Genomic DNA, 26,764 nt, shown 5'->3' with positions numbered 1-26,764 from the left:
CCCAACCTATGTTGAGGGCTTTGGGTGGAAAGCCACCCCCATGCCGCACGATAAACAACGCGACCTGACAAAACCTAGTGAGGAAACAGATTCCTATCGCCCGGGTGTGGGAATGCGCAAAGAAGTCGAAGGCAGAGACGGCACCTGCCGCATCGACGGATGCACTGAACCAGCCCACCACACCCAACTAGACCACCGGCACAACTATGCCGACGGTGGTGCCACTCACCCCAGTAACTTGGCGTGTTTGTGCCAGAAGCATCACAACATGAAAACCGATGGCACTCTTCACTACCTTCTGGACCCAAATAGCGGGGATATCATCTGGCTATTCCAAGACGGCACCTGGTGTATGACCGAACCAGAAGGACCCCTAGCACCTAAACAAAAACGCTGGGCCCAAACCGTTGGCCAACACATCACCACCACCCGCACACGCATAAGAGAAGAAGCCCAAAGACTCAAACAAGCCCTCGACGACTACCACCAACAACAAACCCAAGCAGAAGAAACCGAAGCAACAGAAGCCGCAGCCCAAACCGGCGAAAACACCGACACCACCGACGACATCCCCTTCTAAACCCCCAGCCGTCGAATAAAACGACGAAGACAAACCAAAACTCGCTCAAAAGCCCAAACCTCAAAAATGGGCCCGTCGTGTGAAACGACGAAGCGATGGGTCGGGTGAAATGCACTCGGTTCCGAAGTGAAGGAGGCCGTAGGTAAAGCAACAGCCGCCAGAGGTGAGTCTGGCGGCTGTCGGGAGGTGCTCGAAGTAGTTCAGCGTGCGTTACTTGCGGCCGGCTTCGTAAGCAGCGCCCACCTTGTAGAGGCGATCGTCCTGGAAGGCAGGGGCCATGATCTGCAGGCCTGTCGGCAGGTTGGTATCGGAGGCCAAACCAGAAGGTACGGACATGCCACATACACCCGCGAGGTTCAGAGGCAAGGTGCAGAGGTCGAAGTTGTACATCTCCATCGGATCCTCAGCCTTCTCGCCCAGCTTGAAGGCTGTGGTCGGCGTCGTTGGGGATACTAGAACGTCGGCCTGCTCGAAGGCACGAGCGAAGTCTTGGGCGATGAGCGTACGCACGCGCTGAGCCTGCAAGTAGTAGGCGTCGTAATAACCGACGGAAAGGGCGTAGGTACCCAGCATGATACGGCGCTTAACCTCAGGGCCGAAGCCGGCGGCACGGGACAGGGACATGACCTCTTCAGCAGAGTGGGTACCGTCGTCGCCGACGCGCTGGCCGTAGCGCATGCCGTCGAAGCGAGCCAGGTTGGAAGACACCTCACACGGCATGATGAGGTAGTAAGCAGCCAGGGCATCGTCGAAGTGCGGGCAGTCGACCTCAACCATTTCAGCGCCCTGGGACTTCAACTGCTCAACGGCAGCATGGTAGGCCTCCATGACGCCGTCCTGCCAGCCATCACGCTCAAACTGCTTGATGAGTCCGACCTTCACACCAGAGAGGTCACCGTTTGCGCCTTCCTTAGCGGCCTCAACGACCGGAGCGACCGGCTTGTCCACAGAGGTCGCGTCGAAGGAATCGTGGCCGGCGATGATTTCGTGCAGCAAGGCGGTGTCTAGGACCGTACGAGCCGTCGGGCCAGCCTGGTCCAGAGAGCTAGCAGCAGCAATAAGGCCGTAGCGGGACACGGTGCCGTAGGTCGGCTTCACGCCGACAGTGTTGGTCAGTGCAGCAGGCTGGCGAATGGAGCCGCCCGTGTCGGTACCGATACCCAGGGGAGCCTGGCCGGAAGCAAGGGCTGCAGCAGTACCACCACCGGAGCCGCCCGGGGTGCGCTCAGTGTCGTAAGGGTTGTGGGCAGGGCCGTAAGCGGAGTTCTCATTCGAGGAGCCCATAGCGAACTCGTCGAGGTTCGTCTTACCCAAAATAGGAATGCCGGCCTCACGCAGCTTGGTGACCAGGGTGGCGTCGTAAGGCGAGACCCAGCCTTCCAGCATCTTGGAGGCAGCGGTCGTCGGAGCGTCCGTCGTGACGAGAAGATCCTTGAGCGCCAGCGGCACGCCCGCCAAGGCGGAAGCGGGTTCTTCGCCGGCGTCGAGGGACTTATCGACGGCGTCGGCAGCCGCCAGTGCTTCCTCAGCACCTACGTGCAGGAAGGCGTTGAGCTCATCGTTGGTTTCTGCAATGCGATCCAGGAAAGCCTGGGTAACCTCACGGGAGGTCAGCTCGCGAGAGTGGATCTTCTGCGCCAGCTCAGCAGCGGTCAGGGAAGTAAGGCCCTCAGTGGGCGCAATAAATTGTGCCATCTTATTCGTCTCCTCCACCCAGAATCTGCGGAACCATGAAACGGTCATCCTCCGAGGCCGGGGCCTGGTCAAGTGCCTGCTCAGCGGTCAGCGTGCGCACAATGACGTCCTCACGCATTGGGGCAACCACGGAGTGCGGGTGCGACATTGGCTCCACACCTTCCGCATCGACCTTGCTTACCGCGGACACAGAGTCCACGATCTCATCGATCTGAGTGGCGAACCGCTCCAGTTCTTCCTCGCTCAGGGCCAGTCGCGACAGCTTTGCCAGGTGCGCAACCTCGTCACGCGAAATATCAGACACGCGAACTCCATCCTTTTATTCATCGAGACGGTTAATAGCTAAGCACCCATGGTACTGCACGCGTTCGCCGTCGCCACCACCACTCCTGGCACATGTAAACCACCGAGGTTATTGAATAGTATTCGGACGCTTGTGTACCATAGATCACGTTAGGTTATCCTATTAATTCTCCTTCACAAACCTGCCCAGAGAAAGAAACATATGTCGTACCTCGTCCGTGTCCTTCTCCCCGATACCCCTGGCAGCCTTGGCCTTTTAGCCAACGCCCTCGGAGAGATCGAGGGCGATATTCGTTCTGTGGACATCGTGGAGAACTTCCCCGACGGCACCGTTATGGATGACATCGTCCTCGATTTGCCGAAGACCACCATGGCGGATGAGATTATCACCGCTGCGCAAGCGGTGGACGGCGTGGAGATTGATTCCATCCGCCCATTTAGCGGACGTGTCGATCGCCGAGGCCAGATCCGATTGCTTGCTACCGTAGCCTCGCGCCGCAATGTGACAGCCGCTATGGAGGAAGTCTGCGCGGCAATCCCCAAGGCGCTGACATCAACGTGGGCCATCGTTATCACTAATGAAGACCCCATCAAGCGCATTGCGTCTTCCGACGCCGCGCCTGCCGACGATGGCACGATCCCCACCGATCTCAACATCGAATCTGCCCGCATCCTCCATCCGGAGAAGGACACGTGGATTCCGGAGTCCTGGGCACTGCTCGATTCCACGCTGGCCGCCGCTCCCCTCGTCGGCACCAAGTACGTTGTAGTGATGGGCCGCGTGGGCGGTCCGGACTACCTGGCCTCAGAGGTTGAGCACCTCGGTGACTTGGGCGCTATTTTGGGCGCATTCCTGAGCTAGGCTCGCGCCAGTAGGCTATTTAGCCCCGCGGCGACGTCCGGCACGATGTGGTCGACGTGGCCGCTAATTTCTCCGTGCGGAAAGCTAAAGGACTCCGTGGCTATGGCATGCATGGAGAGGTCGTTGAAGCTATCGCCGAAGGTATAGAGCTGGGCCTCCTCATGGCCGAGACAGCTCAGAAGCCGCGTCAAGCCTTCTCCCTTGTTGTGACCTGGCGGCATGATGTCGTAGAAATCGCAGTTGAAAGATGACTCGACGTCAAAATTCGCACGAACCCACTCGTCCACCTCCTGGCGCAGCGCGGCATCGCCGGGAATCCACAGGGACATGAGCACGGTGTCACGCTTGGCGACGTCCCCCAAATCCCCCACCTGCGCACCTGCCACCATCGATGACTCCTGGCCGGAGAGTCCGTCCCATACAATCTGGTCGGCCCCGGTCAAGCCGGTGGTATAGATATTGAGGGCATTGCCGGTGAAGCGTTCAGCGATGGCCGTGACAATTTCGGCAGCCAAGTGTTCTTCCTGAAGGACCGCGTAATCCCCCTCAGTGAGAACCGTGCCGTTGTACAGCACGTGGTAGTCCAGCTCCACACCAAAGGGCTCGAGCGTACCGCGGGCGTTAGCAATGGACTTACCTGTGGCGGATACAGCGAGATTGCCGGACGCGCGCCACGCGGCAATTGCTTCCTTGACCGCCTCCGTGATGTTCTCATCGACGTAAACAGTGCCGTCCATATCCAGAGCCGCAATCTTCATGATGAATACCTTAGTAGCCCCTCCACGGCGGAGTCTACGATTGCATGACATGCCTCGCGGACGGTGGAATGTGCCCAGGGGAAGGTGAGGGGGACGTCGGCAAGCGCATGCATGGGCAGGTCATTGTGACCATCGCCCAAGGTGATGACCTCTGTATTTGCTCGGTCGAGTGCGAGGTAATCCATCAACCATGTCAAGGCGAAGCCCTTGTCATGCCCGGGCGGAGTGATGTCGAAGAAGTTGCGGTTTAGCGCCGTACCGACGTCGAAACGTGCCTTTACCCACGACGCAATGTCATGCTGTAGGTCCGTATTTCCCGGCGTCCACGCCGCCACAAGGGGAAAGACTTCCTGCTCAATCGCAATAGACGGAACCGGGACCGGGTCTGTGATGATGGGGTTGTGTACTCCATTGACGTTTCGCACAAGGTGCCCGTCGGGGCCGTCGAGACGCGTGCAATAGAGGTCTAAGTCAGGAATGTCACGCACGTACTCGTAGACGGCACGCACGGCCTCCGGCAGGACGTGGTTCTCATAGAGAAGCCGCTGTTCACCGTCGAGGATGACCGTTCCGTTGCACAAGAGGTAGTAGTCAAAGTCGATGTCGAAGGGCTCCAGCGCCCGCCGCATCGCGTAGGGAGACTTGCCTGTGGCCACGACGGCAAGGTTGCCCGCAGCGCGCCATTCTGCAATAGCCGCAGGAACTTCCTCCGGCATGTGCCCATCGAAGTAGATGGTGCCGTCAAGGTCACAGGCAGCTAGCTTCATGCCTCGCCGGTCTCCAGAAGACGCTCGAAGCCGGCCTCATCGAGGATGGTCAGTCCAAGGTCGCGAGCCTTTTGTTCCTTGGATCCAGCATTTTCGCCCACAACGACATAGTTGGTTTTCTTTGAAACCGAACCAGAGGCCTTGCCACCACGGCTAATGATGGCTTCCTTGGCAGAATCACGGGTGAAGTTTACTAAAGTTCCGGTGACCACCACGGTGAGGCCCTCTAGGGTTTGTTCGGGTTTGTCACTGACTTCATTCGCCATAGTCACGCCTGCGGCGCTCCATTTCTGGACGATGTTGTCGTGCCAGTCCACCTCGAACCAAGCCTTGAAGGATTCTGCAATGATGCCGCCGACTCCGTCGGTATCGGCAAGCTCCTCGACCGAGGCTTCACGCAGCGCCTCCATCGAGCCGAAACGCGTAGCAAGCGCTCGTGCCGCGATGGGGCCTACATGGCGGATGGACAACGCCACGAGCACGCGCCAAAAGTCAGTCTCACGCGCAGTCTTGAGGTTCTCCAGCAGCTTCTTGCCGGAAGCGTTAAGCTTGCCGCTCTTCATCGTGTACATGGACGACTTCAGCAATGCTTCCTCATCGAGGTCGAAGAGATCCGCCTCGTCCTTGAGCGCGCCGGAAGCAATGAGATCTGCCGCGGCCTTCTCCCCTAATTCACCGATATCGAGCGCCTTGCGAGAAGCCAAGTACTCGAGGCGCGCTGCGAGCTGCGCGGGGCAGCTGCGTGTATTCGGGCAACGCCAGTCTTGGTCACCCTCCTTCTGTGGAGCCAGCTTCGTGCCACAGGCAGGGCAGCTTTCCGGAAAGACCCACTCGATCTCACTGCCATCGCGCTTGTCCAGCACCGGACCGAGGACCTCTGGGATAATCTCTCCGGCCTTGCGGATGATGATGGTGTCCCCAATGAGCACATTCTTGTTCTTGACCTCGAACTGGTTGTGCAACGTGGCCATAGAAACCGTTGATCCGGAGACAAACACCGGCTCCATAATCGCAAAAGGCGTCACGCGGCCCGTGCGGCCGACTCCCACCTCAATGTTGAGGAGCTTAGTGGTCACCTCCTCCGGCGGGTACTTGTATGCGATAGCCCACCGCGGCGCGCGTGAGGTTGCGCCCAATGCGCGTTGGCTGGCCAAGTCATCAACCTTGACCACTAGGCCATCCATCTCAAAGTAGGCATCATGACGGTGCTCAGCCCAGTGTGCAACCTGCTCCTGAACCTCCTTGGCGCTGGCAACCCTCTTGGTATACGGCGAGACAGGAAAGCCCCACGCCTCCAGTGCCAAGTACGCATCATGCTGGGAGGAGGGCTGGAATCCTTCCCGCGCGCCGATACCATGGCACACCATGTGAAGACGGCGCTCTTTGACGTCTTCGGGGTTCTTCATACGCAGACCACCAGCGGCCGCATTACGCGGGTTGGCAAACGTAGGTTTGCCATCTTCACGGCGCGCGGAGTTGATCTCCTCGAATTCATCCGGGCGCATATACACCTCGCCACGGACTTCAACCAGCGACGGAATCGGGTACTCTTCGGTCCCTGTTAGCTCCTGCGGGATATCCGGGATAACGCGGGCATTTGCCGTAATGTCTTCACCTACGCGGCCATCGCCACGCGTAGCGGCAGTGGCTAGTTTGCCATCACGGTAGACCAAATCAATCGACAAACCATCAATCTTCAACTCAGTGAGATAGGCCTCCGCAGGAGTCCGGTCCAGCCAATCCTGCAACTCATCAGCGCTAAAGACGTTGTCCAAGCTGTACAGGCGCTCAAGATGCTCGATGTCGACAGCACCTTCCGGAGCGGCACCCACCTGCTGGGTTGGGGAATCCGGAGTCTGCAGCTCCGGGTGCTCAGCCTCCAGTTTCAGCAATCGCTGGAAAAGTGCGTCAAAGTCTGCATCCGGAATCGACGGCTCACCGTTGTAGTACAGCTCGCGGTGCTTGCGCACTTCCTGGGCAAGCTCGGACCATTCGCGTTGGATATCTACTGCATCACTCACGATTAACCAGTGTAGCGGGGCCGCTGGACATGATATGTGGCCTGCACAAACAGCCTATGTACGCCACAGATATGACATCGGAAGCGCACATAGTTTGTCGCCTAGGGGCTGCACGTGAGGAATAGGAGCCAAAACAAAGCCTCCACGGAAACGCGGACCCAATTTTTCGCTCAAAGTGCGTACATGCCGAACCTGACCTGCTTTCACGGTTGATCCGGATTTAACCTCGAGCGCAGCGATAGAATTGTCAGCAAATTCGATGACAATATCCACTTCCATCCCCGTACTATCACGCCAATGAAAAAGCTGATGCTCGCTTTCTGCCCATCCTTGCTGTGCAGAAAGCTCTTGAATCACAAACCCTTCCACCAAATGCCCCAGGTGTGACTGGGCCAGAGGGTCCATAAGCATGTCTCGGGTTTGCCCCGCTAGCCATGAAGCCAAACCAGAGTCAGTGACCCAGCTTTTTGGCTTGCAAATTTCCCTCGACGTCAGATTCGATTTCCACGCTTTCACCTGTGAGGAAAGAAATAACCTTGACAAAGTATCAAGGTACGAGCGGACAGTGGATGCTGGGATTTCCGCTTCACGTGCAAGCTTCGCCGGGACCAGCTCCCCCGCCTGATGCGCTGCAAGTAAACGCAACAATGATTGCAGCCTTCCCGGCTGTGCGCTTTCCCGGGAAAGCGTTTCCTCAACCACGGTCACATGGGAAACATACGCCTCAAACCATGCACGGCGCATCCGATCGTGTAGCTCAAGCGCTAGCGGGTAGCCACCCTTGAGAACCTTATCCACAAGGGTAGCCCGATCTACGTCTTCCGAGGGAGTAGCACGCGCAGGTAAACCGACAAGTTCATCTATCCTATCTACAAAGGCTCCGTCGCTGACTGTTTCGCAGATTTCCTGTTGGCTCAGCGGATGCAGATGGAGATCAATAATTCTTCCCGCTAGCGAGTCCTTCCTTCCTATGCCCCGAGCAAAGTCAGATGAGCCAGTAATGACGAAGCGACCAGGCCGGCGGTCTCTATCGACCTCAGCCTTCAACGGCAGAGTGAGCTCCGGAAGTCGCTGAATCTCATCAATAATCAACGTACCGTCGCCACCTTGCTGGACAAAGGTCATCGGATCTTCTTCTGCCAATGACAGAGCAGCGGGGTCATCCAGAGTTACATATACAGCACGATCAAGACCGAGATGCTGTGTCAGCGTCGATTTACCCACCTGCCGTGCACCTGTGACGTGCACAACCGGGGAAAAGCTCAACGCTTCTCGGGCAAACCCCTCCATACCGCGCCTAATATATCGTTCCATAAAACTGCATTCTACCTGCAGTTGGTCATTCTGCAAGACTTCATCCGTCATTCTGCAGTGGTTCGTCCGTCATTCTGCAGGAGTCTGTTCGTCATTCTGCAACACTTCCGCAGTGCATGTCCGAGCCGGGCGCTAGAGTGTTGTCCATGAACTTCGACGCCACCCGCATGCTCTCCTTCGACCTCGAGACCACCTCCGTGAACCCTAAAGAAGCCCGCATTGTCACCTCTGCCCTGGTGCGCATCGATGGGCGCGACGTCAATAGTCAGGAGATGCTCGCTGACCCAGGCGTGGAGATCCCCGAAGAGGCCGCCAAGGTCCACGGTATTACCACGGAGAAGGCCCGTGCGGAGGGCCGTCCGCACGAGGAAGTGCTCAAAGAAACTGTCGATGCCATCTATCAGGCCTGGGAGGATGGCCTCACACTCATTGTCTACAACGCCGCCTATGACCTTTCAGTCCTGCGCGCGCTGACCGGGGACTTCACGGTGAACGGCCCCGTCTTTGACCCGTTCGTCATTGACCGCGTCAAGGACAAGTGGCGCAAGGGCAAGCGCACCTTGGGGGAGGTTTCCGCACACTACGGCGTAGAGCTATCGAACGCACACGAGGCTACTGCCGACGCCCTCGCGGCCGCCCGCGTGGCTTGGAAGCAGGTGCGTCAGCACTTCCCCGAGCTAGCCCAGATGGATACCAACGAGCTCATGGAGTACCAGGCCGTGGAGTGGTACAAGGACCGCGAATCCTTCAAGAAATACCTGGAGGGCCGAGGACGCGATGCTTCAGATGTCTCCACCGCGTGGCCAATGATTTCCTAAATCCCGTGACCTTTCCCTAATTTCCCCTTGCCAGATCTCTAGAATTCTGGAATTCTAGAAATCATGGAAACGACAGTCGAAGCACGCCTCGCCGAACTTGAAGCGCGCGTGGCCGCCCTCGAAAGCCACACCAGCACCACCGACACCACTTCCACATCACCACCCAGAGAGAAAGAATCAACCTACTGGTTAGTTGAGGCCCTCGCCCCCAACCAGCAACTCCCCGACGGCTCCGTCATTTTCGGTGGCAACATTGCCTTGGGCAAACGATCGTATGCCTATCAATGGCAACGTCCCACCACGTTTGTCACCGACGAAAGCTGGTCAGACAACCTCGAACGCCTCTCTGCACTCGCCCATCCGGTTCGCGGAGAAATCCTGCGCCGTCTTATCGCCGCACCTGCCACCGCCGCCGAGCTTGTCGACGAAAACATCGTCTCCTCCACCGGCACCGCTTACCACCACCTAAGCGCGCTGACCCATGCCGGCTGGACCATCAAAGACAACGGCGAATTTGTTATCCGTCCCGCCCGCGTTATCCCCCTTCTCACCATCATCACTGCAAGCGAGGACCACTAATGCGCAACACTATCCCATCCAAGATTGTCCTAGCTATCATCACCGTCATCGCCGTTGCCGCCGTCCTGCTTGTCGCAGGCCCACAACGAATTGCGCGAGCAAAAGACAAGACAGGCGACGAAGCCCTAGCCACCCAGCTTGAACAACACTCCGAATCCGGTTTCCACAACCTCACCGCCTTCACCCTTCAGGACGGCGAGGCCACCTTCGCGGGACTGGGCAGCGACGAGCACACTGAAGTCGAAATCGGCTCCGTCACCAAGATGTTCACCGGCGAGCTCGTTCACCAGCTCGTCCAGGAAAAGAATCTGAGCCCTGATACCACCGTGGGCGAGGTCCTCGAGGTCGGAGATGCTCCGGTAAAGGACGTCACTGTCCGGGAACTGCTTGACCACACCTCTGGCCTGCCACGCCTGGCGAGCACGGACCTCCTCAGCAGTCTCGCCTCGGGTGTCACCGGTTCGAACCCCTATGAAGGCGAGACCGTAGAGGACATCGTGGCTGCCGCCACGAAGTCTGAGTTGAAGGGCCGCGGAAAAGAGTCCTATTCCAACCTTGGCTATGGACTCCTGGGCCACATGCTCGAGACTACCGCCGGGCAGCCTTATGAACAGATGCTCAAAGAACGCATCTTCGAGCCAGCTGGCATGACAGAGACCTACCTCATGACGCCGGGTTCTGTGCCTGACGACGCCCCACGCGGTCTCACCAACACCGGCCGCCACGCTGAACCCTGGGAAATGGAAGGCTCCGCTCCCGCAGGCGCTATCCGCTCCACAGCGAGTGACATGGCCAAGTTCGCCGAGTGGTTCATGGACAACGGCGATACAGAGTACGGCTGGGTCCCCAACGAAGACGGCCCAGGCTACTGGCACAACGGCGGCACCTATGGCCATTCCACGATGCTCATCATCGAGCCAGATACCAAGCGCGCCGCCTTCGCTAACAACGATTCCCCCGTCGGTACCGAAGACCTAACCCAAGCACTGTTCGACGAGCTCGAGCCTTAAGGAGACACCATGTTCCTCACCATCAGCATGATCGTTATCATTGCCGCTCTTCTATGGTCCGCATGGAAGGCCTTCAGCACGCCCGGAAACACTGTCTATCGCGCTATTTCCGTGGCAATTACTGCCTTCGTCATCGTATTCATCGGCTATACCTTGCCTTGGAATTCGGGACTCCACTTCGCTTGGTGGTATGGCCTCGTCGCCGCATGCGCTGTGTACGCCGGCGCGGTGGCTTGGAGGGCCAGCGCGCCGAATAATTCCGAAGCTTAGCCATTGTGCATGCAGAATGCATGCACTATTATGGCAGGCATGACAAACCCGAAAACTACCAATGTCCAGATCCGTGATGTCGATGCTGATGTCGTCAATATTCTCAAAATACGCGCCGACCGTAAGGGTATTTCCCTCTCTAGCTACCTGCGAGAGACCCTTGAAAAGGTCGCTTCTCGCCCATCCTTGGAAGAAAAGTTGGAAGAGCTCTCGCAGCGCGAACCCGTTCAGCTCAAGAAAGAGTTTGACGTAGTAGCCGCAATTCGTGAAGCCCGGGACGCTTCATGACACTGTTAGTCATCGATGCCTCCGCAGCGATCGAGTTCCTCTTGAAACGCGATGCGCTTCAACGGCTTAGCACCGCTTACCCCGAGGCTGATTTTATTGCCCCGAGCCACATGCCATTGGAGTGCCTCAACGTGCTAAAAAGGTTGGAGCGAGCGGAAGCAATCGACAGCGCTACGGCAAGCTTTCTCGCTAACGATGTCATGGAATTCAACGTTGAACTGATAAGCGTAGGCGACATCGCCAACCACGTTTGGAGCCGTCGACACGCCTTCTCTATCTATGATTCAGCTTATGTAGCAGTGTCCAACATCTTCGAGGCCCCTCTCCTCAGTCGTGACACTCACCTCATGGCCGCGTGGCCCAACTCGATTGACTTGGACAGCTTGCCTTAACCGCCAAAACTCTCCCAAATCTCCACACTTTGAAAAGTCTCCTAAATCTCCCATTGCGCTACGATGGTGACCATGTCCCCGCACGAGAATCCCTTCCGCCCGACATTCGGCGTTCCACCACTCTTTTGGGTCGGCCGCACGGCAGTGCTCGACACCTTCCGGGCTGCGCTCGATTCGCAACCAGGCAGCCCAGGCCGCTCGCTCATCATTAGCGGCGCCCGCGGCATCGGTAAGACGGTTCTACTCAACGAGCTGGAGGATATCGCCTCTAGCCGCGGGTGGATCACGCTTCGGGCCTCGGGGCGCAGCTCCATGGTGGAAGAACTCGTGGACACCACCATCCCGCGCATCATGGACAAGCTAGCCCCAGCAGACAAACACAAGGTCAACCGCGTCGGTGTTGGCGGTTTGGCAACCATTGGCATCCAGCACAACACCGAAGAAGCCTTCAAACCCACGCTCAACACGCGTCTGCGCGAGCTTTTAGCGCTACTCAAAGGCACAGGTGTACTGCTCACCATCGACGAGGTACAGGATGCGGATGCAGACGATCTCACCTCCCTGGCTGTGACCTATCAGGACTTGGTACGCGATGAGCTCGACGTCGCTATAGTCGCCGCGGGCCTACCGCAGGGAGTAAACCGCCTGCTGGATTTGCCTGGTGTAACTTTCCTGCGCCGCGCGCAGAAGTTCGTACTGGGACCGCTCTCCCCTGCGAATGCTGAGGTCGCGTTTACCGAAACCGCAGCACAGTCCGGACTGGAGTTCACCGATGAAGCCGTGGCGGCCGCAGTGCGATTGTCCCGCGGTTACCCCTACCTCGTGCAGCTGGTGGGCTCACTAGCCTGGGGTCGAGCGCAACGCGAGGGCGGCAGTCGCATTGAGGAACGCGACGTCGCGGAAGTGTCGGCTGAGGCCATCTCGGTCCTGGGCGCCCAGGTCCACCAGCCCGCTACGCTGGCGCTCCCGCCGGCACAGCGCCTCTTCCTTGAAGCGATGAGCGCGGTCATGAAGGACGGCACGGCGGAAATCAAGAGCATTGCGGCGCACCAGGACCGGACGGTGCGCTCACTCTCGGCTACGCGCCAAAGGCTTATCGACGCCGACCTCATCGAACCCACCGCCCACGGCCAACTCCAGTTCGTCATCCCATATATGGAGGCTTACTTCACCGCGACGGACAGCCTGGGCCGGGTTGATTAAATGGGAAATTAGGAAGCAAAACTAGCCACAATCCCAGTAAAAGACAGCGCCATCGGACCTGCCAGTATTCTCGGAGCGGTACACGACAGCCTCGCCGGCGTGCATTTTCTTCAATGCGTCTGGGTGTAGGAATACGTGGGCCACACCTAGGTCACCCCACATGGCCTCGAAAGGAAGCTCTTCTTCTTCCAGATATGTGGAATCGATTTCTAGGAAGTGAACGTACCCATCAGGCTCCGAAGGGTCTTGCGCGAAAGCGGGGAAGCCGCCAAGCATGATGTTACTTTGGTTGCTGGCTGCGCTCCGCAATTCAACCAGCTCGTCAAAGTAATCAAAGTTTTCAAGAAAGTCATCGCCTTTTTTAGACTTCAAAGCCTCGTACACCGCATAGTCAGTGGGAGGGATCATTGCAGCTGCGCTAGACAAAGGAATCGGAGAGTTCATAACCGTCCCAAGATCCTTGTCAAACGGAGAGCAAAATTCCTCGTCCTTTTCATCGAAGGCAGCAGGCGCCGCGGTATGAGGTCCAGGAAAGCTGTGGTTGCCAAAGCCTTCCGCAGGCTCAGGGATATAGCGAATTTCCATGCCATCGCCAGGCGAATCCGAATCGAAACCGCCGAAGAACGGATCAGCACCGACAAAGAGTTGAAAAATACCTGACTCCGGAATCAATCCGTCGAGAGTTGCTTCGCTTTCCGATACTCCCTCTGCACGCACATGACGGAGAATGTCTGCAAAATTTAGCTGAATGATATGGAGTAATGGCTGACCGCTCTTTGAAATGGGCCATGCCGAACCTTCCGGAAGATACGGCCTGCCGCCAAAGTACGAGCCATGTTCGGTGGGAGTGCCGTTGGAGTAGGGAAGGACGACGCCTGGTTTGGCAAGTTGGATTAGGTCATCGGCATCTTCGGAGATGAGCTCTCCGGACTCGATCATCGAACGTAGCGCTTTAGCCTGTGCTGTGAACTCTGGCATGGCAGGTGGTTCTTTCTCTAGGACAACGAGGGTTTAATCAGGGATTATCCTACAAAAGAAAGCATGCTGCAATAGATATCTAGCCTGTTCTGGTTCATATTCGAGGCCTAGGTCAGGTGAAAGCTCAATTAGAGATCGCCAGCATCGCGGGTAAGGATGTCGGCGGTCTCAGTAGCCGAGCGTAAGCTCCGAGCAGAGGCCTTTACCGGATAGACGTCGACATGATCGACGAGGAGCTCACGGGGCATGCCGACGCGGTCGAGGTGCCGGGCCAGCGCGATGGCCTCGGCGCGGGCATCGGAACCGGGGAGCCCTAGGCCGATGCGGTGACCAGCGCTTAAGTGCTCTCCCAAACCGTCAAGGTGACGTGGAGTCTCTAGGCCACGGAAATCAGTGAGGAAGGTCGTGGCTGCAGGCGCCACTGACCACAGCGGCGGGGCGTGCAGGTAGTCCACCTCGAAAGAGTGCAGGAGGTCGAGCGCGACCTCATCCGGGACCGCCGGGATGGTATCGAAGTCGGTGGTGCCGGGTATGCGTCCGGCGATGACGTCGGCAAGCAGGGGCTCGTCGAGTTGGACGACGACCTCCCCGTGGAAGCGGCTGGCGACGTCCTGGGCGTGGGCGCGGAGGCCGTGGCGGAGGGCGTCGGCAAGCTCGGCGAAGGCGCCGCGATCGGTGAGGACGCGGTGGCCGTCGGAAAGCTCAATGCTCGCTGCGAGCGACCACGGACCAAGCGCTTGGACCTTGACGCGCGGCACAGTCTCACCCCAGACCTCCTGGACCTCGTCGAGGTCGCGCTCCAGCCGGTCCCAGGCGCGGCGCGTGAGAAGCTACGGGCGCGCGGTCATACGCCATGAGCGCGGGCCGCGGTCGATGGAGATAGCCTCCACCATACTGGCCGTGCGGCCGACCGCATCCGAGCCCAGCCCACGCTCGGGCAGCTGCGGGATAGCGGGAAGCTCCGTCTCCCCCAAGATGATTTCCGCGGCCTCCGCCATGGACGTGCCGGGCATGGGGCCAAGGGCAAATCCAGTCAACTCATGTCCTCCTCAACATCCTCTATAATCCCACCATCAAGAAAGCTACAGTCACACAGAAAGGACAATGTCATGCCTCTAGAACAATTTACTGGGTGGACTTTCTACTCTCCCTGCGAGATACCCCATGACATACCAGCGATGCTGACTGCCAACGAGAAGCCAGTTTGCGCTTTTAAAACGATTCGAGATGCAGCGGTCTTCACCACTCATCGCCTCATCGTCCGGGATTCCCAAGGCCTTACAGGAAAGAAGGTCGAAGTCTATTCGCTTCCATATTCCGCCATCAATATGTGGTCGACCGAAAACGCGGGAAAGCTTCTCGATGTCAACGCGGAGCTTGAGCTGTGGACTCGTGCTGGCCACATCAAAATCAACGTTGGACCAAAGGTTGATATTCGAGCACTCGACCGACTTATCGCTGACTGCGTGCTTCGCTAGAACTACTCAGTCCCACAAATCGTGCCAGAACCCAGCACAATATCGCCCAGCTCATCCGGGCTCGGCAAGTAGAGCACCGCGGCCTGGCCGCGGGCGACGCCAGAGAGTGGCTCGTTAAGCTCCAGCGTCATGCGGTCAGCCTCGCGGTCAACGTGAGCGCGGCAGGGCACGACGGAGCCGTGGGCGCGCACCTGTACCTCGCAGTCGAAGTCACCCTCCATCGCGGGGTGCAGGTACTTCAGGCGGTCGGCCTCGATGCGGGTCACGGCCAAGTCGGCGCGCGATCCCACGGTCACGGTGCCGGTGGCGGCGTCGATGTCGGTGACGTAGCGCGGGGAACCGTCAGCCGTCGGGGTTTTGATATCCAAGCCCTTGCGCTGGCCGATGGTGTAGTTCCACGCGCCGTCGTGTTCCTTGAGTTCGTTGCCCTCAGTATCCACGATCATGCCCGGGCGCAGGCCGATGGAACGACCCAGGAAGGCCTGCGTATTGCCATCCGGGATGAAGCAAATGTCATAGGAATCTGGCTTAGCCGCCGTTGAGAAGCCATGGTGTTTGGCTTCCTCGCGGATTTGCGGCTTCGGGGTATCGCCAATCGGGAAGAAGCAATGGTCGAGCTCCTCCTTGGTGATGACACCCAACACATAGGACTGGTCCTTGTTCTCATCCAGGGAGCGGCGCATGTAGCCATCGGAGTCGATGGTGGCATAGTGGCCCGTGGCCACCGCATCAAAGCCCAGCGCCATGCCCTTGCGAAGCAGCGCTGCGAACTTAATCTTCTCATTGCAGCGCAGGCACGGGTTCGGGGTCTCACCGCGGGCGTAGGAATCCACGAAATCCCCGATGACGGCTTCCTTGAACTCCTCGGAGAAGTCCCACACATAGAAGGGAATGCCGAGCTTGTCGCACACACGACGGGCATCGGCGGAATCCTCCAAGGAGCAGCAGCCACGAGCCTTCTCACGGGTCTGCTGCGCATCCTTGTGCAGCGCTAGGTGCACGCCAATGACGTCATGGCCCGCCTCCACTGCGCGTGCGGCCGCCACGGAGGAATCGACGCCGCCGGACATGGCTACCAGTACTCGCATGCTCTCCCCTTCTCGTTGCTTTGTCGTCCACCAAGGCTAGTCGCGGTGTACCTCATACCCCAACACGCGGACCACACAGCCTATTCCCTAAGCTAAGAGGCACTATGGGCAGAAAGCGCAACACCACCAACTCCATTGCAGGAACCTATGAGATATCCACCGGCGAGCTCGTTGTCGAGCCGGATCCCTTCCGCGATGGCGCCTTCATCCTCAACGTCAATGGCGTGCCCTCCTCCCACCTCATCCCCGATGAGCCACGCACACTCGAGTTTGAGTACATGCGCTGGATTGCTGCCGCGGTGGAGAACCTCGCTCCTGGCAAGCGCCTACTCCATTTGGGCGGCGGTGGCTGTTCTCTCCCCCGCTACTTCGCTGACCTGTGGCCGGATTCCCACAACACGGTGGTCGAACTCGACGCCAAGCTGGCCGAGCTCATCCGCGAGCTGGCCGATATCCCCTCTGCGCCCCGCGTCAAAATCCGCGCCGGCGAGGCACGCGCAGTCACCGAAGGGTTCCCGCCGAACCGCTTCGACGTCATCATCCGCGACGTCTTCGCCGGCGCCGTCACGCCTGAACCTCTCACTACCAAAGAGTTCTTCCAGCACGCCCATGCCACGCTAAGCCCCGGTGGCCTCTACGTGGCCAACTGCGGTGACCATTCCGATCTCCAAGGCGCGAAGGCGGAGCTGGCCGGAATGGCGGAGGTCTTTGCCCACCTCGCGGTTATCGCCGACCCTCCCATGCTTAAAGGCCGGCGCTACGGCAACATCATTCTCATCGGCTCAGATACCGAGCTACCTGCGGACGGCTCCCCCGACGCCGCCGCCCTAGCCAAGCCGCTACTTTCTGGTGCGGTGCCCGCACACTTCCGCGACGAGTCCTGGACCCGCCGCTTCTTTACCGGTGCGAGCCCACGCCACGACGCCCCGGAGGGCGTGGAGAGTTAAGGACACTCAAGCCCTAAAGAGACTTAGCGCAGGCTCTTGAGCAGGTCCGCCACCTGCTTGGAATCAAATGCCGGGATGTCCACACCCGCGGCGTGACCAACACTGCGGGCGGCACGGCTGGCATACTTTACGTCCTGCTCGCTGACGTTGTTGGCATCAAAGTCCTGCAGGTGCTGCGCGTTATCCAAGAAGATTGCCAGGTCGCCGACGGTAGCGTCGTTGTGTGCCAGGTCCTTGAGGTCGTCGGTGCTAATAGCGCCAGTGTTGAGCAGTTTTTCTGCCTGCTTCACAAGCCCGGTCGGATCCACGTCTAGACCCGCATCCTTCGCAGCATCAGCCACGGCAGGAACGGCCGCCGCACCTGCTGCCAGCGCCAGGATTCCAGCAATCAGTACGCCGGCGTCATCACCAAGGTCCACCCCCGGAATGACCAGGTCATCCAAGATGCCACCAAAGTCAATGTAATTGCCACCGGAGAAGGAATGCAGCTGAGCCTCAGTACCGTTAAAGAGGTTCAAGTCAACGTCCGTCTCAATGCCGGCCACTCGCCCAGAACCCGAACGCTGCCAGAAAGCCAGCTTGTCCCAGCCACCGACCGGGTCCGGCGCGGTGTCCTGGTAGGCCGCCAACCACAGCGGGTACTCGGAGAAGCGCGTGGTGTTACCCATTTGGCCCATCCAGAAGTACTTATACGTGTACAGCATCGGCGTGCGACCGGTCAGGGACTTCACCTCAGTCATGAAGGTGTCGATCCACTCCTCCAGCTGCTTAGCGCTCAAGCCCTCATCAACCTCAATGTCGAGCACCGGCGGAAGGGTCTGCGTCGGCACCAGCGCAATCTGGGAGGCGAAGCTGGCCGCCTGCTGCTTGGCATCCCCTGCCGGGCGTGCGTAGTGGTAGGCGCCAACCTTGAGCCCAGCAGCAGCTGCGGCATTGGCATCACGCACGAAGTGGGAATTTACAAACCCGATACCTTCTGTAGCCTTGACGAAGGCATAGGACTGGCCATCGGACTTCACGGCATCCCAATCGATTCCGCGCAGGGACATGTGGTTATTGCCGGAGACATCCACACCGGAAGGTGCGTAGGACGGGATGGCAACGGCGGTGGATACGGACAGTGCCACGGCCGCTACTGCGGTAACGGCGGCGGTAACAAGGCGACGTGCATGGCTCATGCGCGCCACACTACCTCCTCTTTAACACTAACCACTGAAGCAACACGCGAAACACTAAACGCTTTTGTCACATCACCGGCGCCACTCCCCAGAGCCCCGCCGTGCAGCACCGCCCGCTGCTACACTGCGGCTCAACCTCGCCACCACACATTCTGGCAATGGCAACATCAGACACTGACGCCGACAAAGGACAGCGCCATGGAACAGCACACCGCCGAGCCCAATCGCCCCGAAGAGCAATCACCGGAAAGACGACGTGGCTTGGCACGATTCTTCAATGAGACGCTTGCCCTCAAAGGCACTATTGTCGTTCTTTGCGGCTGGGCAATTGGATACGGTTCACTCTTCATCGCGGATCTCGTTGGTGACGACGCGTCATTCCTCTTCGGCTTCCTAGGCCTTTTCATCCTTATCGGTCTGCTCTTGGCGATGTTCGTCCTAACACCGCTGTTTGCCTTCCTAGCCTTGGCTGCACTGCTATCCGATGATCCAGCGCGCAAGAAAACCGGCACCATCACACTCGTGCTCCTAGCTGTGGCGCTGGTCCCCATCATCGTGTACTACAGCAAGTGATTCGGCAGTGCTTGGCGACGCCACTTCGTCACGATTTTTTCGCTAATGCTACGAGGCAGGTGAGTGGGCGCTTGAAGGACCACCGGCTTTACGAGGAGGAACCTTCAATAGCGGCCAAAAGCGTACTGATATTTCCGCGAATGATCGCATCGTGCCAGACCTGTGGCCCCATTAACTCCGCCATCTCTGCGTACAGAGACAGACAGGAAATCGCTTGTTCTGCGGTGATGTCGTGACCATCGTTTCGGGTCATGAATTCTTGAAGGGTTAATCCTCCGAGGGTTTGTTTAGGGTTCTCAACTCTGTAGATCTCGACAGCGCCGACGAGTCCTCGGCGTTCATCTGCAGTCTCGCTTTCACCTAAATCACTGTCAGTAAGCTCATCAATGAGGGGCCTAAGTGCAACGAGTTCCGCGTAGGGCGCATCCTCTGCTCTTTCCTGCGCTGCTTCCTTAACATTGACAGCATCCTGGTCAGGCCGCAGGTAGATAAGAATATCGTCTGGGTCATACCCGATCGATTCGCAGACTTTTCGAAGCAAAGTCAACTTTGCGGAGGTCGAATTATCCTTAGCAACGGCAAGTGCGGGATCAACTTGGCTCCAGCGTTTGTCTTGCTCTACAAGTTGCTTGACGTTGGTTGTTCTGAGCTGACGGGTCTCTTCGGCCATAGCCAAGACTGCCTCACGGTCATATTCCAGAAGCATACGTAGAGTCTTGACTAGCATGCTTCCCCACGTCGTCACCGAGCTCTTAGTTCCCTCTAACTCGACCGCAACGATATAACGACCAGTAAAGCTGCGGTCAACGCCCATGGGCTCAAAAGGAATAACTTCCTTCTCTGGCTCAAAGGTACTGGTCGGATATGACCAGAGCTCGAGTGCTCGATTCGCTAGTAACTCGCTGCGTTCTTCAAGCTGCTGCAGGCCCCATGCTTCCTGTTCCTTGACATACCTGTTCAGGAGGTAAGGCGACTCCGAAAAACCACCCTCCATAGTTTTCTTAGTAGCAAACGGGCGGTTCGAGTATTCAGAGTTATATCCAGTGATCGTCAGATTCGCAATGCGATTAACCCATACCGAGTGAATCTCTTCGAAGTTCGGCCCAAGGTCCTCTTTCCACTGTTTGCTCAGGGTCTGCGGCATGATGTGTTCAATGGTCAGCTCATTTTCGCCGATGTACCCTGCAATATCGACAACGTCCTTGGAGAACCCACGCTCGAGGAAATCGAAGAAATAGCCACGGTAGTTTTTCATGGCATAGAAGTCCCGAGTCTGGAAAGCTTCCCTAAACTCATTGTTATCGGGGAATCGGCCACCACCGCGGCGGCTCATGAGCACATAAGCAAGGATTTCACTGTAGGCCTCGTTGTTCTTACGCAATTTCCGAATATCACTGTAGGCACCACTAAAAATCTTGTTTAGTGCATTTGTACCGATATTCGCTACTAATCGCCTAAACATATAACTTTCAATAACCCCAAGCATGTTCTCAAAGTCAGCGCCATCGATGACGCCGTTCTTGAAATCACGGTAGGTTAGCCACAGCAATGGCTTGACCACTCCACCGAGAACCATGTTTGCTCGACGAAGACGTTTATCAATTTTCTTGTCCCCAGTGTTCGCCTCCGTAATTTCCCTGGCATAAAGAGAAAATTGATGAAGATCCTGTGCGATGTGGTGAGTACTCCTACCACTGTTCTTTGTGAAGAGTTTGAATGATTCAAACAGTTCAGCCTTGTTAGGAGTCTTGGCTGTTTGAGCCACTAGGAACCATCGGATGAAGTCGTCAGTGTTAAAGGAGACGTTTTTCTCCATCTCGTTCCAGTACTTCTCATACACCTCCCCCTGCTCCTTTTGAGGCATATCCATCAAGATGAAGTTTCGGATCTTGTCCGATTCCTTAAGGGCCAAGCCTGTAGAATTTAGGGATTCAAAAATTCTTTGGGGATTATCCTGCTTTTCCAAATCCAGCAGCATCACTTCAAGGTTGGATATCCCCTCGTCCCAAAAAGTCTTGGCATCGAAATGGACATTGCGCAACCGTTCACGGAAATAGCGATAATTCGCTGTAATTTTGGACTTCTCGTTGAACTGGTCCTCAGGGCCGAAGAGCTTAGCGTAAGAATTCCTATCGTCCTTCACGGGCTTTAACTTGAATTTTTGGTCCCCACCATCGCTGAATTCAAGGTAGTTGCGCATGAGCTGCCCAGCCAAGGCTTCGTCACCCGCCTCAATCTCACCGGCTTCAATAGCATGGACAAGCGCCAGCATCAGCAGACTAACCGTAGTCATACGCTGCTGGCCGTCAATGACCACCCAGGTGAAGGAATCCTCGGGGTTCCCTACCACGGCGCCAAAAAAGTGCTTCGGACGACCAGTGTCGATCATGTCCTCGATATCGTCGAAGAGGCGTTCACACTGTTTTGAGGTCCAGTCATAATTCCGCTGATAAACGGGAATAACAAGCTTCTTATCCGTACCGTCAAAAGCCTTGTAAATATCTACAACGTTGCCCTTCATCGGTACGTCACCACTCCCTCAACGATAAGTACATGCGAACGGCAGAACTAGATTCCGCTACTTCCTTTAACCCTAGCGGATAGTCACGAGGTCAACTGGCCAACTCATCCACTATCCGCACTGTCTCCATGGCCACGCGCACCACTTTCCCAATAAGGTCCACGATGTAGCGCGGATTGCCTACCTCGTCGGCCCAATCATTGGGGTCGTTGACGATGCCCGAGGCCTTGTCCTTCTTGACCTGGTAGCGGTCAATCAGCCACGCGACAGCTGAGCGCGAGCCCAACATGTACTCATCCGCCTCGGCCGGAATACCAGAAATGGTCACGCGCTTGTTGTAGATCAGCCTGGTCACGTCATTGACGTTCTTACCGGTCTCCGGGTCTCTGCGCTTGGCCCACTTCATCTTGAGCACGCGCCACGTCTCACAGTCGGATTCATCGCCTTTGACCTGAATATCTATCGGCCACGGCTCCACGGACTCGTAGTTAACGTGAAGATCCATCAACTCCTGACCCGCAGCAGCAAACTTGTCGAACTCCGCACGCGACGACGGCGTCTCAATGTGCGGCAGCATCTTCTTCAAGTCAGCCGCATACTTAGTGCGGTAGCCAGGGTCATGCAGCTTGCCGTAGACAAAGTGGAAGATGTCATCACCCGTGATGTCAGCACCCAGCGCATCGCGGTAGAAAGCCTTAAACTCATCAGTGATGTTGTCCACTCGCACGTAGCCGTCGACAACCTCACTAATCGAACCGTAGATGCTGGCCTCGCCTTGCTTGGCGACGCTCCCCTCACCAAACAGCCCACCATCGTCGGCTGAGACGGCGGCCCAGGTGAAGCGGGGGAAGTACTGGCCACCCGATCCTGCGCCAGTGACGTGTAGGTCAGGCAGCAAATTTGTGGCCACGACAGAAAAAGGAACAGCAGAACCATTCCCGACCTGATAAAACCCGATATTGCGGTGTTCCGGGGTTGGGAACATTGAGGGGAGTTGATAGCGTCGATGATTCAATTGGCTGTCAAAATAGACAATCTGGCGGTGAAAAGGTCGATAGAGACTTGAAACGGTAAAACCGGTCTGCCCCAGCTCTAACCGTCTATCTAACTGATTCTCTAAACTGGAGGACCATTTACTACGCGTAGAATCTATAAACCACGGCTCTTGTTTGAGGAAGTCCTTCGCCTTTTGATCTGGCTTGATTGCTTCGAGCGCCTGAGAGTATGTATCCCGCAACGTAGCAACTTGGTTCTCAAGAGCTGCAGTTGAAGAAGAATAGACCCAGGAATCACGGTTAGTTTGAAGCCCCGCAGAAAACACATTGAAAATTTTCCTATTTGTTCCCTTCTTTTCGCCGATAACAGGCCAAGTTTTAAATTCTTCCGAACGCTGATTCAGCCAGTCGCCTTCCCTATTCGGCGTGAGCTGCTGCCATTCCATGTCCTTAACTGTTGATTTTTCAACTATCTCAAGCTTCTCATCACGAGTTGCACCATCAGGGGTCTGTATATAGTGCAAGCTGAAATTCGTCTTGTTCGGGTCTTTTACTCCGATAAACACGGCAATAGTGGTCTGCGATCCTGCACCGAAAATCTGACCTCCTTCCTCTCGCCAGTTGGAGTTACGCATATTGCCGCGAAGGTTAAACACATAGAGATCGGTGAAATCCTCGGCCATCGACAGACGCACGCCGTCGCCGGTGTTTCCGTCGATCCAGCCGCCGTTTGAGACGAACGCGACCACACCTTGATCGCCGATGCGGTCAGTGGCCCAGCGGAAAGCTCTTAGGTACGAGTCGTAAAGCGAGTTCTTGTTGGTGGCTGTGGACTTTGCGGCGTAGGTCTCCGCAATGCGCTTGTCCAGGCTCGGGTATTTCAGGTTCGCGTTGAGGTCGTTGGCGGACTTTTGGCCGGCTGAGTACGGCGGGTTGCCAATCACCACGTTGATGGGTGCATTCTTCTGGCGTTCGATGGTCTCGTTGTTCTCGCGGAAGATGTTGAGGTCTGGGATGTCGCCTTCCTCGTGGATTTGGAAAGTATCGGCTAGGGCGATGTTGGTGAAGGGCACGTACTCGGGTGCTGGTTCGCCGTTTCGGAGGGCTGCTTCTTCTCGCAGGGCGTTGTATGTGGTCTCGATATTGACGGCAGAGACGTAGTAGGCCAGCAGCATGATCTCGGTGGCGAAGAGTTCGGTGGCGTACTTACGGGCGAGGTCTTCCGGCTTGATAAGTCCGGACTGTAGGAGACGAACCGTGAAGGTGGAGGTGCCGGCGAAGGGATCGAGGATGCACACGCCCTCGTCGGTAAGTCCCCTACCGAAGTGCTTCTTGGATACGTCGTCGGCAGCGCGCAGGATGAAGTCAACGATTTCGACTGGGGTGTAGACGATGCCAAGGGCTTCCGATTGCTTCTTGAAGGCCTTGCGGAAGAAGCGCTCGTAGAGCTCCTTAATAACTTGCTGCTTGCCGGAAGCGGAGTTCACCTCAGAGGCACGGACGCGAACGGACTCGTAGAACTTCTCCAGGGACTCGGTTTCGGTATCGAGGTTTGCCTTGGACAAAGCCTTGACCATCTTCTCCATGACCTGGGCCACGGGGTTGTGGGTGATGAAGTCATGGTTCTCAAAGAGCGCGTTGAAGACCGGTGCCGTAATGAGGTGCTGCGAGAGCATCGAGATAGCGTCTTCTTCGCTGATGCCATCGTTGAGGTTGTTGCGTAGGCCTTCAACGAAACTGTCGAATTCTGTGCGTAGGTCTACATCGGCGTCATCGAGAAGCGCCTTAATGCGGGTGATTTGGTTCTCCGCAATCGTGGCAACGTCATCTGCCCAGTCTTCCCAGTAGGTACGGCTGCCGACCTTATCCACCAGCTTGGTGTAGATGGCTTCTTGCCACTCCTCCAGAGAGAACAGCGCGATCTGTCGAATAACGGCAGATGGGTCCTCCCACGCGGAAGAGCTATCCGAAGAGCGCTCAACATCGCTCGCATTGAGCTTCTCCCGCGGATCTTCTTCTGCATCTTTGCTGGCGTTCGGATCATCGGGAATCGGATTGACCGGGATTGGGATGATCGGGAGATCATCGGGCTCGCCGTTAAGGGCGATGGAGTTAATCTTCGCGTTGAAGCGGTCATCGTGGGCACGCAGCGCGTTGAGGATCTGCCAGACAACCTTGAAGCGCTGGTTGTCGTTGAGTGCTTCTGCTGGGGAGACGTTGCTGGCTACGGCGACGGGCAAGATGATGTAGCCGTAATCCTTGCCCTCAGACTTGCGCATGACGCGGCCGACGGACTGGACCACGTCTACCATGGAGTTGCGGGGGTTGAAGAAGATGACGGCATCCAGGGCTGGGACGTCTACGCCCTCAGAAAGGCAGCGCGCGTTGGTGAGCATGCGCGACTGCTGCCCCCCCCTGAAGGAGCTTCGAGCCAGGACAGCCTTGTGCCGCGCTCCATGGCGTTCATGCCGCCGTCGACATGCTGGGCGGCGACGTTAAGGTCGACGTTGGTCAGGGAGACGTCGTTAAGCACCGCTTTTTCTTTGAGCAGTTCCTGGTGGGTGCCGATGAGCGAGGGGTAAGTCTCCGCAATGAGTTGGGAGGTCTTGATGTCCTTGGCAAAGGCCACCGCGCGCTGCATGGGCTGGGCGTCCTCGTCGAAGCCGCCCTTCTTACCCTGCAATTCGCCGGAGCGCTTGGCCAGGCCGTTCCAGGCGCCAATCATGGCAGAAGCTAGGGAGAGGTTGACCTGGTTGTTCTCACTCTGTGCCATGGCTTGGGCGGCGACGGATTCGTCCACGGTCATAACGAGCACTTTGTAGTCCGTGAGTAGGCCCTTGTCCACGGCCTCACCGAAGCCGAGGCGGTAGAACTCCGGGCCGTAGATGGCTTCATCATCCATGGAGGCCAGCTCCGCGGAGTGTTCCTCGGCTTTGCCCTTGACGGCTTCGTCATAAAGGCGCGGGGTGGCCGTCATGTAAAGGCGCTTGGCGGCCTTGATGTAGTCGGCATCGTGGACGCGGACAAAGTTGCTGGCGTCCTCACCGGCCAAGGTGATGCCGGTGGTGCGGTGGGCTTCATCGCAAATGACGAGATCGAAATCATCGAGGCCCACCTGTTGGGCGTCATGCACCGCCTGGATGGACTGGTAGGTGGAGAAGACGATGTTGAGGCCCTTGGCACGCTTGCCGGATTCAAAGCGTGTGGTGATGTCCTTGCCCTCGGTAGAAACGGGAACTTCAAGGTCATAGACGGCAATGTCCTCGGCCTTCTTGGAGACCTTGCTGTCGGAGCACACCGCGAAGGCGCGCATATCGAGGCGGCCCTGGGCGGTCCACTCCTTCAGGGTTTGCGAGAGCAAGGAAATAGACGGCACGAGGAAGAGGATGCGGGCCTTGCCGCCGTTGTCCTCAGCGACGCGCTCCGCGAGGCGCAGGGCGGTAAAGGTTTTGCCGGTACCACACGCCATGATGAGCTTGCCGCGGTCATGGGTTGTGAACCCTTCGATGGCTTTGTCGATTGCGGCCTGCTGGTGCGGGCGGGGCTCAAAAGTTTCACGTTGGGAGAGGTTGATCTGGATGGTCTTATCGCGCACCTCCGAGCCAGGGAAGGCCACATCCCAGTTGATGGGTGACTCCGCAATCGCGGAGATGCCAATACGGCTGGTCGGAATAATCTGGTTGGCTAGGGCATCCTCCGCGTGGGAGGACCAGTGATCCGTGGTGGAGATAATCAGGCGGCTGCCAAAGTACTGGCGGCCTTCTTCAGTGTCAAAAGAATGCCCGGAAGCCTCGAAGAAGGAATCTAGGTGCGACTTTTGGATGCGCGCCTTGGAGTCATAGAACTTGCACTGGATGGCAGTCCACGTGCCGTCATCCACGCGGCGAGCTACCAGGTCAATGCCGGTATCCGCCTTGCCGCCGTTGTAGCGCCAATCCGTCCAGCGGCAGACCTCATCGAATTGGTTCTTCAAGGTCGGGTCGGTCTTGAAATAGTTGACCATCAGCTTCTCAAAGGCAATGCCATATTTAGCCTTTGGTTGGTTTTCACGCAGCTGTTCTAGGACCTCAGAGAACTTCGACATGACAACATTGTGCCTGATGGGTTAGTGGCTCTGTGGCACAACGCCGTAGATTACGGCACGTG

24 protein-coding genes and 1 pseudogene are annotated in these 26,764 nt (G+C 57.4%); 12 read left to right on the top strand and 13 right to left on the bottom strand.

Translation table 11 applies throughout. From position 1 onward, the window contains the following. A partial coding sequence (locus tag HMPREF2875_RS05370; RefSeq protein WP_141754582.1) for an HNH endonuclease signature motif containing protein occupies window positions 1–580 on the top strand: 580 nt, incomplete at its 5' end. Window positions 581–790: 210 nt separating this feature from the next. Here the strand turns inward: HMPREF2875_RS05370 and gatA are convergent. After that, complete coding sequence (gene gatA / locus HMPREF2875_RS05365) at window positions 791–2,275, bottom strand: Asp-tRNA(Asn)/Glu-tRNA(Gln) amidotransferase subunit GatA (protein WP_070670998.1); 1,485 nt, start codon at window positions 2,273–2,275, stop codon at window positions 791–793. Window position 2,276: 1 nt separating this feature from the next. Beyond that, the gene (gene gatC, locus HMPREF2875_RS05360; protein ID WP_070670996.1) at window positions 2,277–2,579 is read right to left on the bottom strand and encodes an Asp-tRNA(Asn)/Glu-tRNA(Gln) amidotransferase subunit GatC; all 303 of its coding nucleotides are present in this window, start codon (window positions 2,577–2,579) and stop codon (window positions 2,277–2,279) included. A 201-nt stretch (window positions 2,580–2,780) separates the two neighbouring features. On the opposite strand from gatC, the gene HMPREF2875_RS05355 reads away from it, so the two are divergent. Beyond that, entirely contained in the window at window positions 2,781–3,440 is a 660-nt protein-coding gene (locus HMPREF2875_RS05355) for an ACT domain-containing protein (RefSeq protein WP_070670994.1), read from the top strand. On the opposite strand, the gene HMPREF2875_RS05350 is transcribed toward HMPREF2875_RS05355, so the two are convergent. The 4 genes from HMPREF2875_RS05350 to HMPREF2875_RS05335 are packed head-to-tail and all read right to left on the bottom strand — an operon-like array spanning window position 3,437 to window position 8,300. Then, window positions 3,437–4,198 carry an HAD hydrolase family protein gene (locus HMPREF2875_RS05350; protein WP_070670992.1) on the bottom strand — a complete coding sequence of 254 codons (762 nt, stop codon included), beginning with the start codon at window positions 4,196–4,198 and terminating at the stop codon, window positions 3,437–3,439. The two genes, HMPREF2875_RS05355 and HMPREF2875_RS05350, sit on opposite strands and share 4 nt — an antisense overlap. Then, window positions 4,195–4,965: an HAD family hydrolase gene (locus tag HMPREF2875_RS05345; RefSeq protein WP_070670991.1), complete on the bottom strand. Its 771-nt coding sequence runs from the start codon at window positions 4,963–4,965 to the stop codon at window positions 4,195–4,197. The genes HMPREF2875_RS05350 and HMPREF2875_RS05345 overlap by 4 nt, the downstream gene beginning before the upstream one ends. Further along, a complete protein-coding gene (ligA, locus tag HMPREF2875_RS05340; RefSeq protein WP_070670989.1) occupies window positions 4,962–6,986 on the bottom strand; it encodes an NAD-dependent DNA ligase LigA in 2,025 nt (674 codons plus the stop codon). Before ligA ends, HMPREF2875_RS05345 begins: the two co-directional genes overlap by 4 nt. A 54-nt stretch (window positions 6,987–7,040) precedes the next feature. Next, window positions 7,041–8,300, bottom strand: coding sequence for an ATP-binding protein (locus tag HMPREF2875_RS05335; protein WP_070671374.1), 1,260 nt, complete (start codon window positions 8,298–8,300; stop codon window positions 7,041–7,043). Between the two features lie 146 nt (window positions 8,301–8,446). Here HMPREF2875_RS05335 and HMPREF2875_RS05330 point away from each other — a divergent pair, with 146 nt between their 5' ends. The 7 genes from HMPREF2875_RS05330 (at window position 8,447) to HMPREF2875_RS05300 (ending at window position 12,860) form a co-directional block, all read left to right on the top strand. Further along, the gene (locus tag HMPREF2875_RS05330; protein ID WP_070671372.1) at window positions 8,447–9,118 is read left to right on the top strand and encodes a 3'-5' exonuclease; all 672 of its coding nucleotides are present in this window, start codon (window positions 8,447–8,449) and stop codon (window positions 9,116–9,118) included. A gap of 63 nt (window positions 9,119–9,181) precedes the next feature. Continuing rightward, a complete protein-coding gene (locus HMPREF2875_RS05325; protein WP_070670988.1) occupies window positions 9,182–9,697 on the top strand; it encodes a winged helix-turn-helix domain-containing protein in 516 nt (171 codons plus the stop codon). After that, on the top strand, window positions 9,697–10,707 hold the full coding sequence (locus HMPREF2875_RS05320) for a serine hydrolase domain-containing protein (protein WP_070670986.1): 1,011 nt from the start codon (window positions 9,697–9,699) through the stop codon (window positions 10,705–10,707). The genes HMPREF2875_RS05325 and HMPREF2875_RS05320 overlap by 1 nt, the downstream gene beginning before the upstream one ends. A 9-nt stretch (window positions 10,708–10,716) precedes the next feature. After that, a complete protein-coding gene (locus tag HMPREF2875_RS05315; RefSeq protein ID WP_070670985.1) occupies window positions 10,717–10,977 on the top strand; it encodes a hypothetical protein in 261 nt (86 codons plus the stop codon). Window positions 10,978–11,016: 39 nt separating this feature from the next. Then, window positions 11,017–11,265 carry a FitA-like ribbon-helix-helix domain-containing protein gene (locus HMPREF2875_RS05310; protein ID WP_246817039.1) on the top strand — a complete coding sequence of 83 codons (249 nt, stop codon included), beginning with the start codon at window positions 11,017–11,019 and terminating at the stop codon, window positions 11,263–11,265. Beyond that, window positions 11,262–11,657, top strand: coding sequence for a type II toxin-antitoxin system VapC family toxin (locus HMPREF2875_RS05305; RefSeq protein WP_070670982.1), 396 nt, complete (start codon window positions 11,262–11,264; stop codon window positions 11,655–11,657). The genes HMPREF2875_RS05310 and HMPREF2875_RS05305 overlap by 4 nt, the downstream gene beginning before the upstream one ends. 63 nt (window positions 11,658–11,720) lie before the next feature. Continuing rightward, window positions 11,721–12,860 (top strand): ATP-binding protein, encoded by a 1,140-nt coding sequence (locus tag HMPREF2875_RS05300; protein WP_083311859.1) that lies wholly within the window; start codon window positions 11,721–11,723, stop codon window positions 12,858–12,860. A gap of 21 nt (window positions 12,861–12,881) precedes the next feature. On the opposite strand, the gene HMPREF2875_RS05295 is transcribed toward HMPREF2875_RS05300, so the two are convergent. From HMPREF2875_RS05295 to HMPREF2875_RS13915, 3 genes are all read right to left on the bottom strand, one after another. Beyond that, window positions 12,882–13,838, bottom strand: a complete 957-nt coding sequence (locus tag HMPREF2875_RS05295) for a DUF1963 domain-containing protein (protein ID WP_070670980.1) — start codon at window positions 13,836–13,838, stop codon at window positions 12,882–12,884. A gap of 128 nt (window positions 13,839–13,966) precedes the next feature. Continuing rightward, a complete protein-coding gene (locus HMPREF2875_RS05290; RefSeq protein WP_246817038.1) occupies window positions 13,967–14,596 on the bottom strand; it encodes a hypothetical protein in 630 nt (209 codons plus the stop codon). Between the two features lie 72 nt (window positions 14,597–14,668). Continuing rightward, window positions 14,669–14,875, bottom strand: coding sequence for a hypothetical protein (locus HMPREF2875_RS13915; RefSeq protein ID WP_246817037.1), 207 nt, complete (start codon window positions 14,873–14,875; stop codon window positions 14,669–14,671). A gap of 72 nt (window positions 14,876–14,947) precedes the next feature. Here HMPREF2875_RS13915 and HMPREF2875_RS05285 point away from each other — a divergent pair, with 72 nt between their 5' ends. Next, entirely contained in the window at window positions 14,948–15,316 is a 369-nt protein-coding gene (locus HMPREF2875_RS05285; RefSeq protein WP_070670979.1) for a PH domain-containing protein, read from the top strand. A 2-nt stretch (window positions 15,317–15,318) separates the two neighbouring features. Here HMPREF2875_RS05285 and mnmA read toward each other — a convergent pair whose 3' ends face one another. Then, window positions 15,319–16,404 (bottom strand): tRNA 2-thiouridine(34) synthase MnmA, encoded by a 1,086-nt coding sequence (mnmA, locus tag HMPREF2875_RS05280; protein ID WP_070670977.1) that lies wholly within the window; start codon window positions 16,402–16,404, stop codon window positions 15,319–15,321. 104 nt (window positions 16,405–16,508) lie between these two features. On the opposite strand from mnmA, the gene HMPREF2875_RS05275 reads away from it, so the two are divergent. Continuing rightward, window positions 16,509–17,351 (top strand): spermidine synthase, encoded by an 843-nt coding sequence (locus tag HMPREF2875_RS05275; protein WP_070670976.1) that lies wholly within the window; start codon window positions 16,509–16,511, stop codon window positions 17,349–17,351. A 23-nt stretch (window positions 17,352–17,374) separates the two neighbouring features. Here the strand turns inward: HMPREF2875_RS05275 and HMPREF2875_RS05270 are convergent, their stop codons facing one another. Beyond that, window positions 17,375–18,529: a glycoside hydrolase family 25 protein gene (locus HMPREF2875_RS05270; RefSeq protein WP_070671367.1), complete on the bottom strand. Its 1,155-nt coding sequence runs from the start codon at window positions 18,527–18,529 to the stop codon at window positions 17,375–17,377. A gap of 198 nt (window positions 18,530–18,727) precedes the next feature. Here HMPREF2875_RS05270 and HMPREF2875_RS05265 point away from each other — a divergent pair, with 198 nt between their 5' ends. After that, window positions 18,728–19,102: a hypothetical protein gene (locus HMPREF2875_RS05265; RefSeq protein ID WP_070670974.1), complete on the top strand. Its 375-nt coding sequence runs from the start codon at window positions 18,728–18,730 to the stop codon at window positions 19,100–19,102. Window positions 19,103–19,190: 88 nt separating this feature from the next. On the opposite strand, the gene HMPREF2875_RS05260 is transcribed toward HMPREF2875_RS05265, so the two are convergent. Beyond that, entirely contained in the window at window positions 19,191–21,623 is a 2,433-nt protein-coding gene (locus HMPREF2875_RS05260) for a DUF262 domain-containing protein (RefSeq protein WP_070670973.1), read from the bottom strand. Window positions 21,624–21,714: 91 nt separating this feature from the next. Next, window positions 21,715–26,702 (bottom strand): annotated as a pseudogene (locus tag HMPREF2875_RS05255) (DEAD/DEAH box helicase). Window positions 26,703–26,764 lie beyond the last annotated feature (62 nt).

Origin of the sequence: Corynebacterium sp. HMSC078H07 (assembly GCF_001812805.1) — a bacterium.
Taxonomy (GTDB): Bacteria; Actinomycetota; Actinomycetes; order Mycobacteriales; family Mycobacteriaceae; genus Corynebacterium.
The sequence above is the reverse complement of the archived record's forward strand: the minus strand, read 5'-3'. Positions and strand labels throughout refer to the sequence as shown.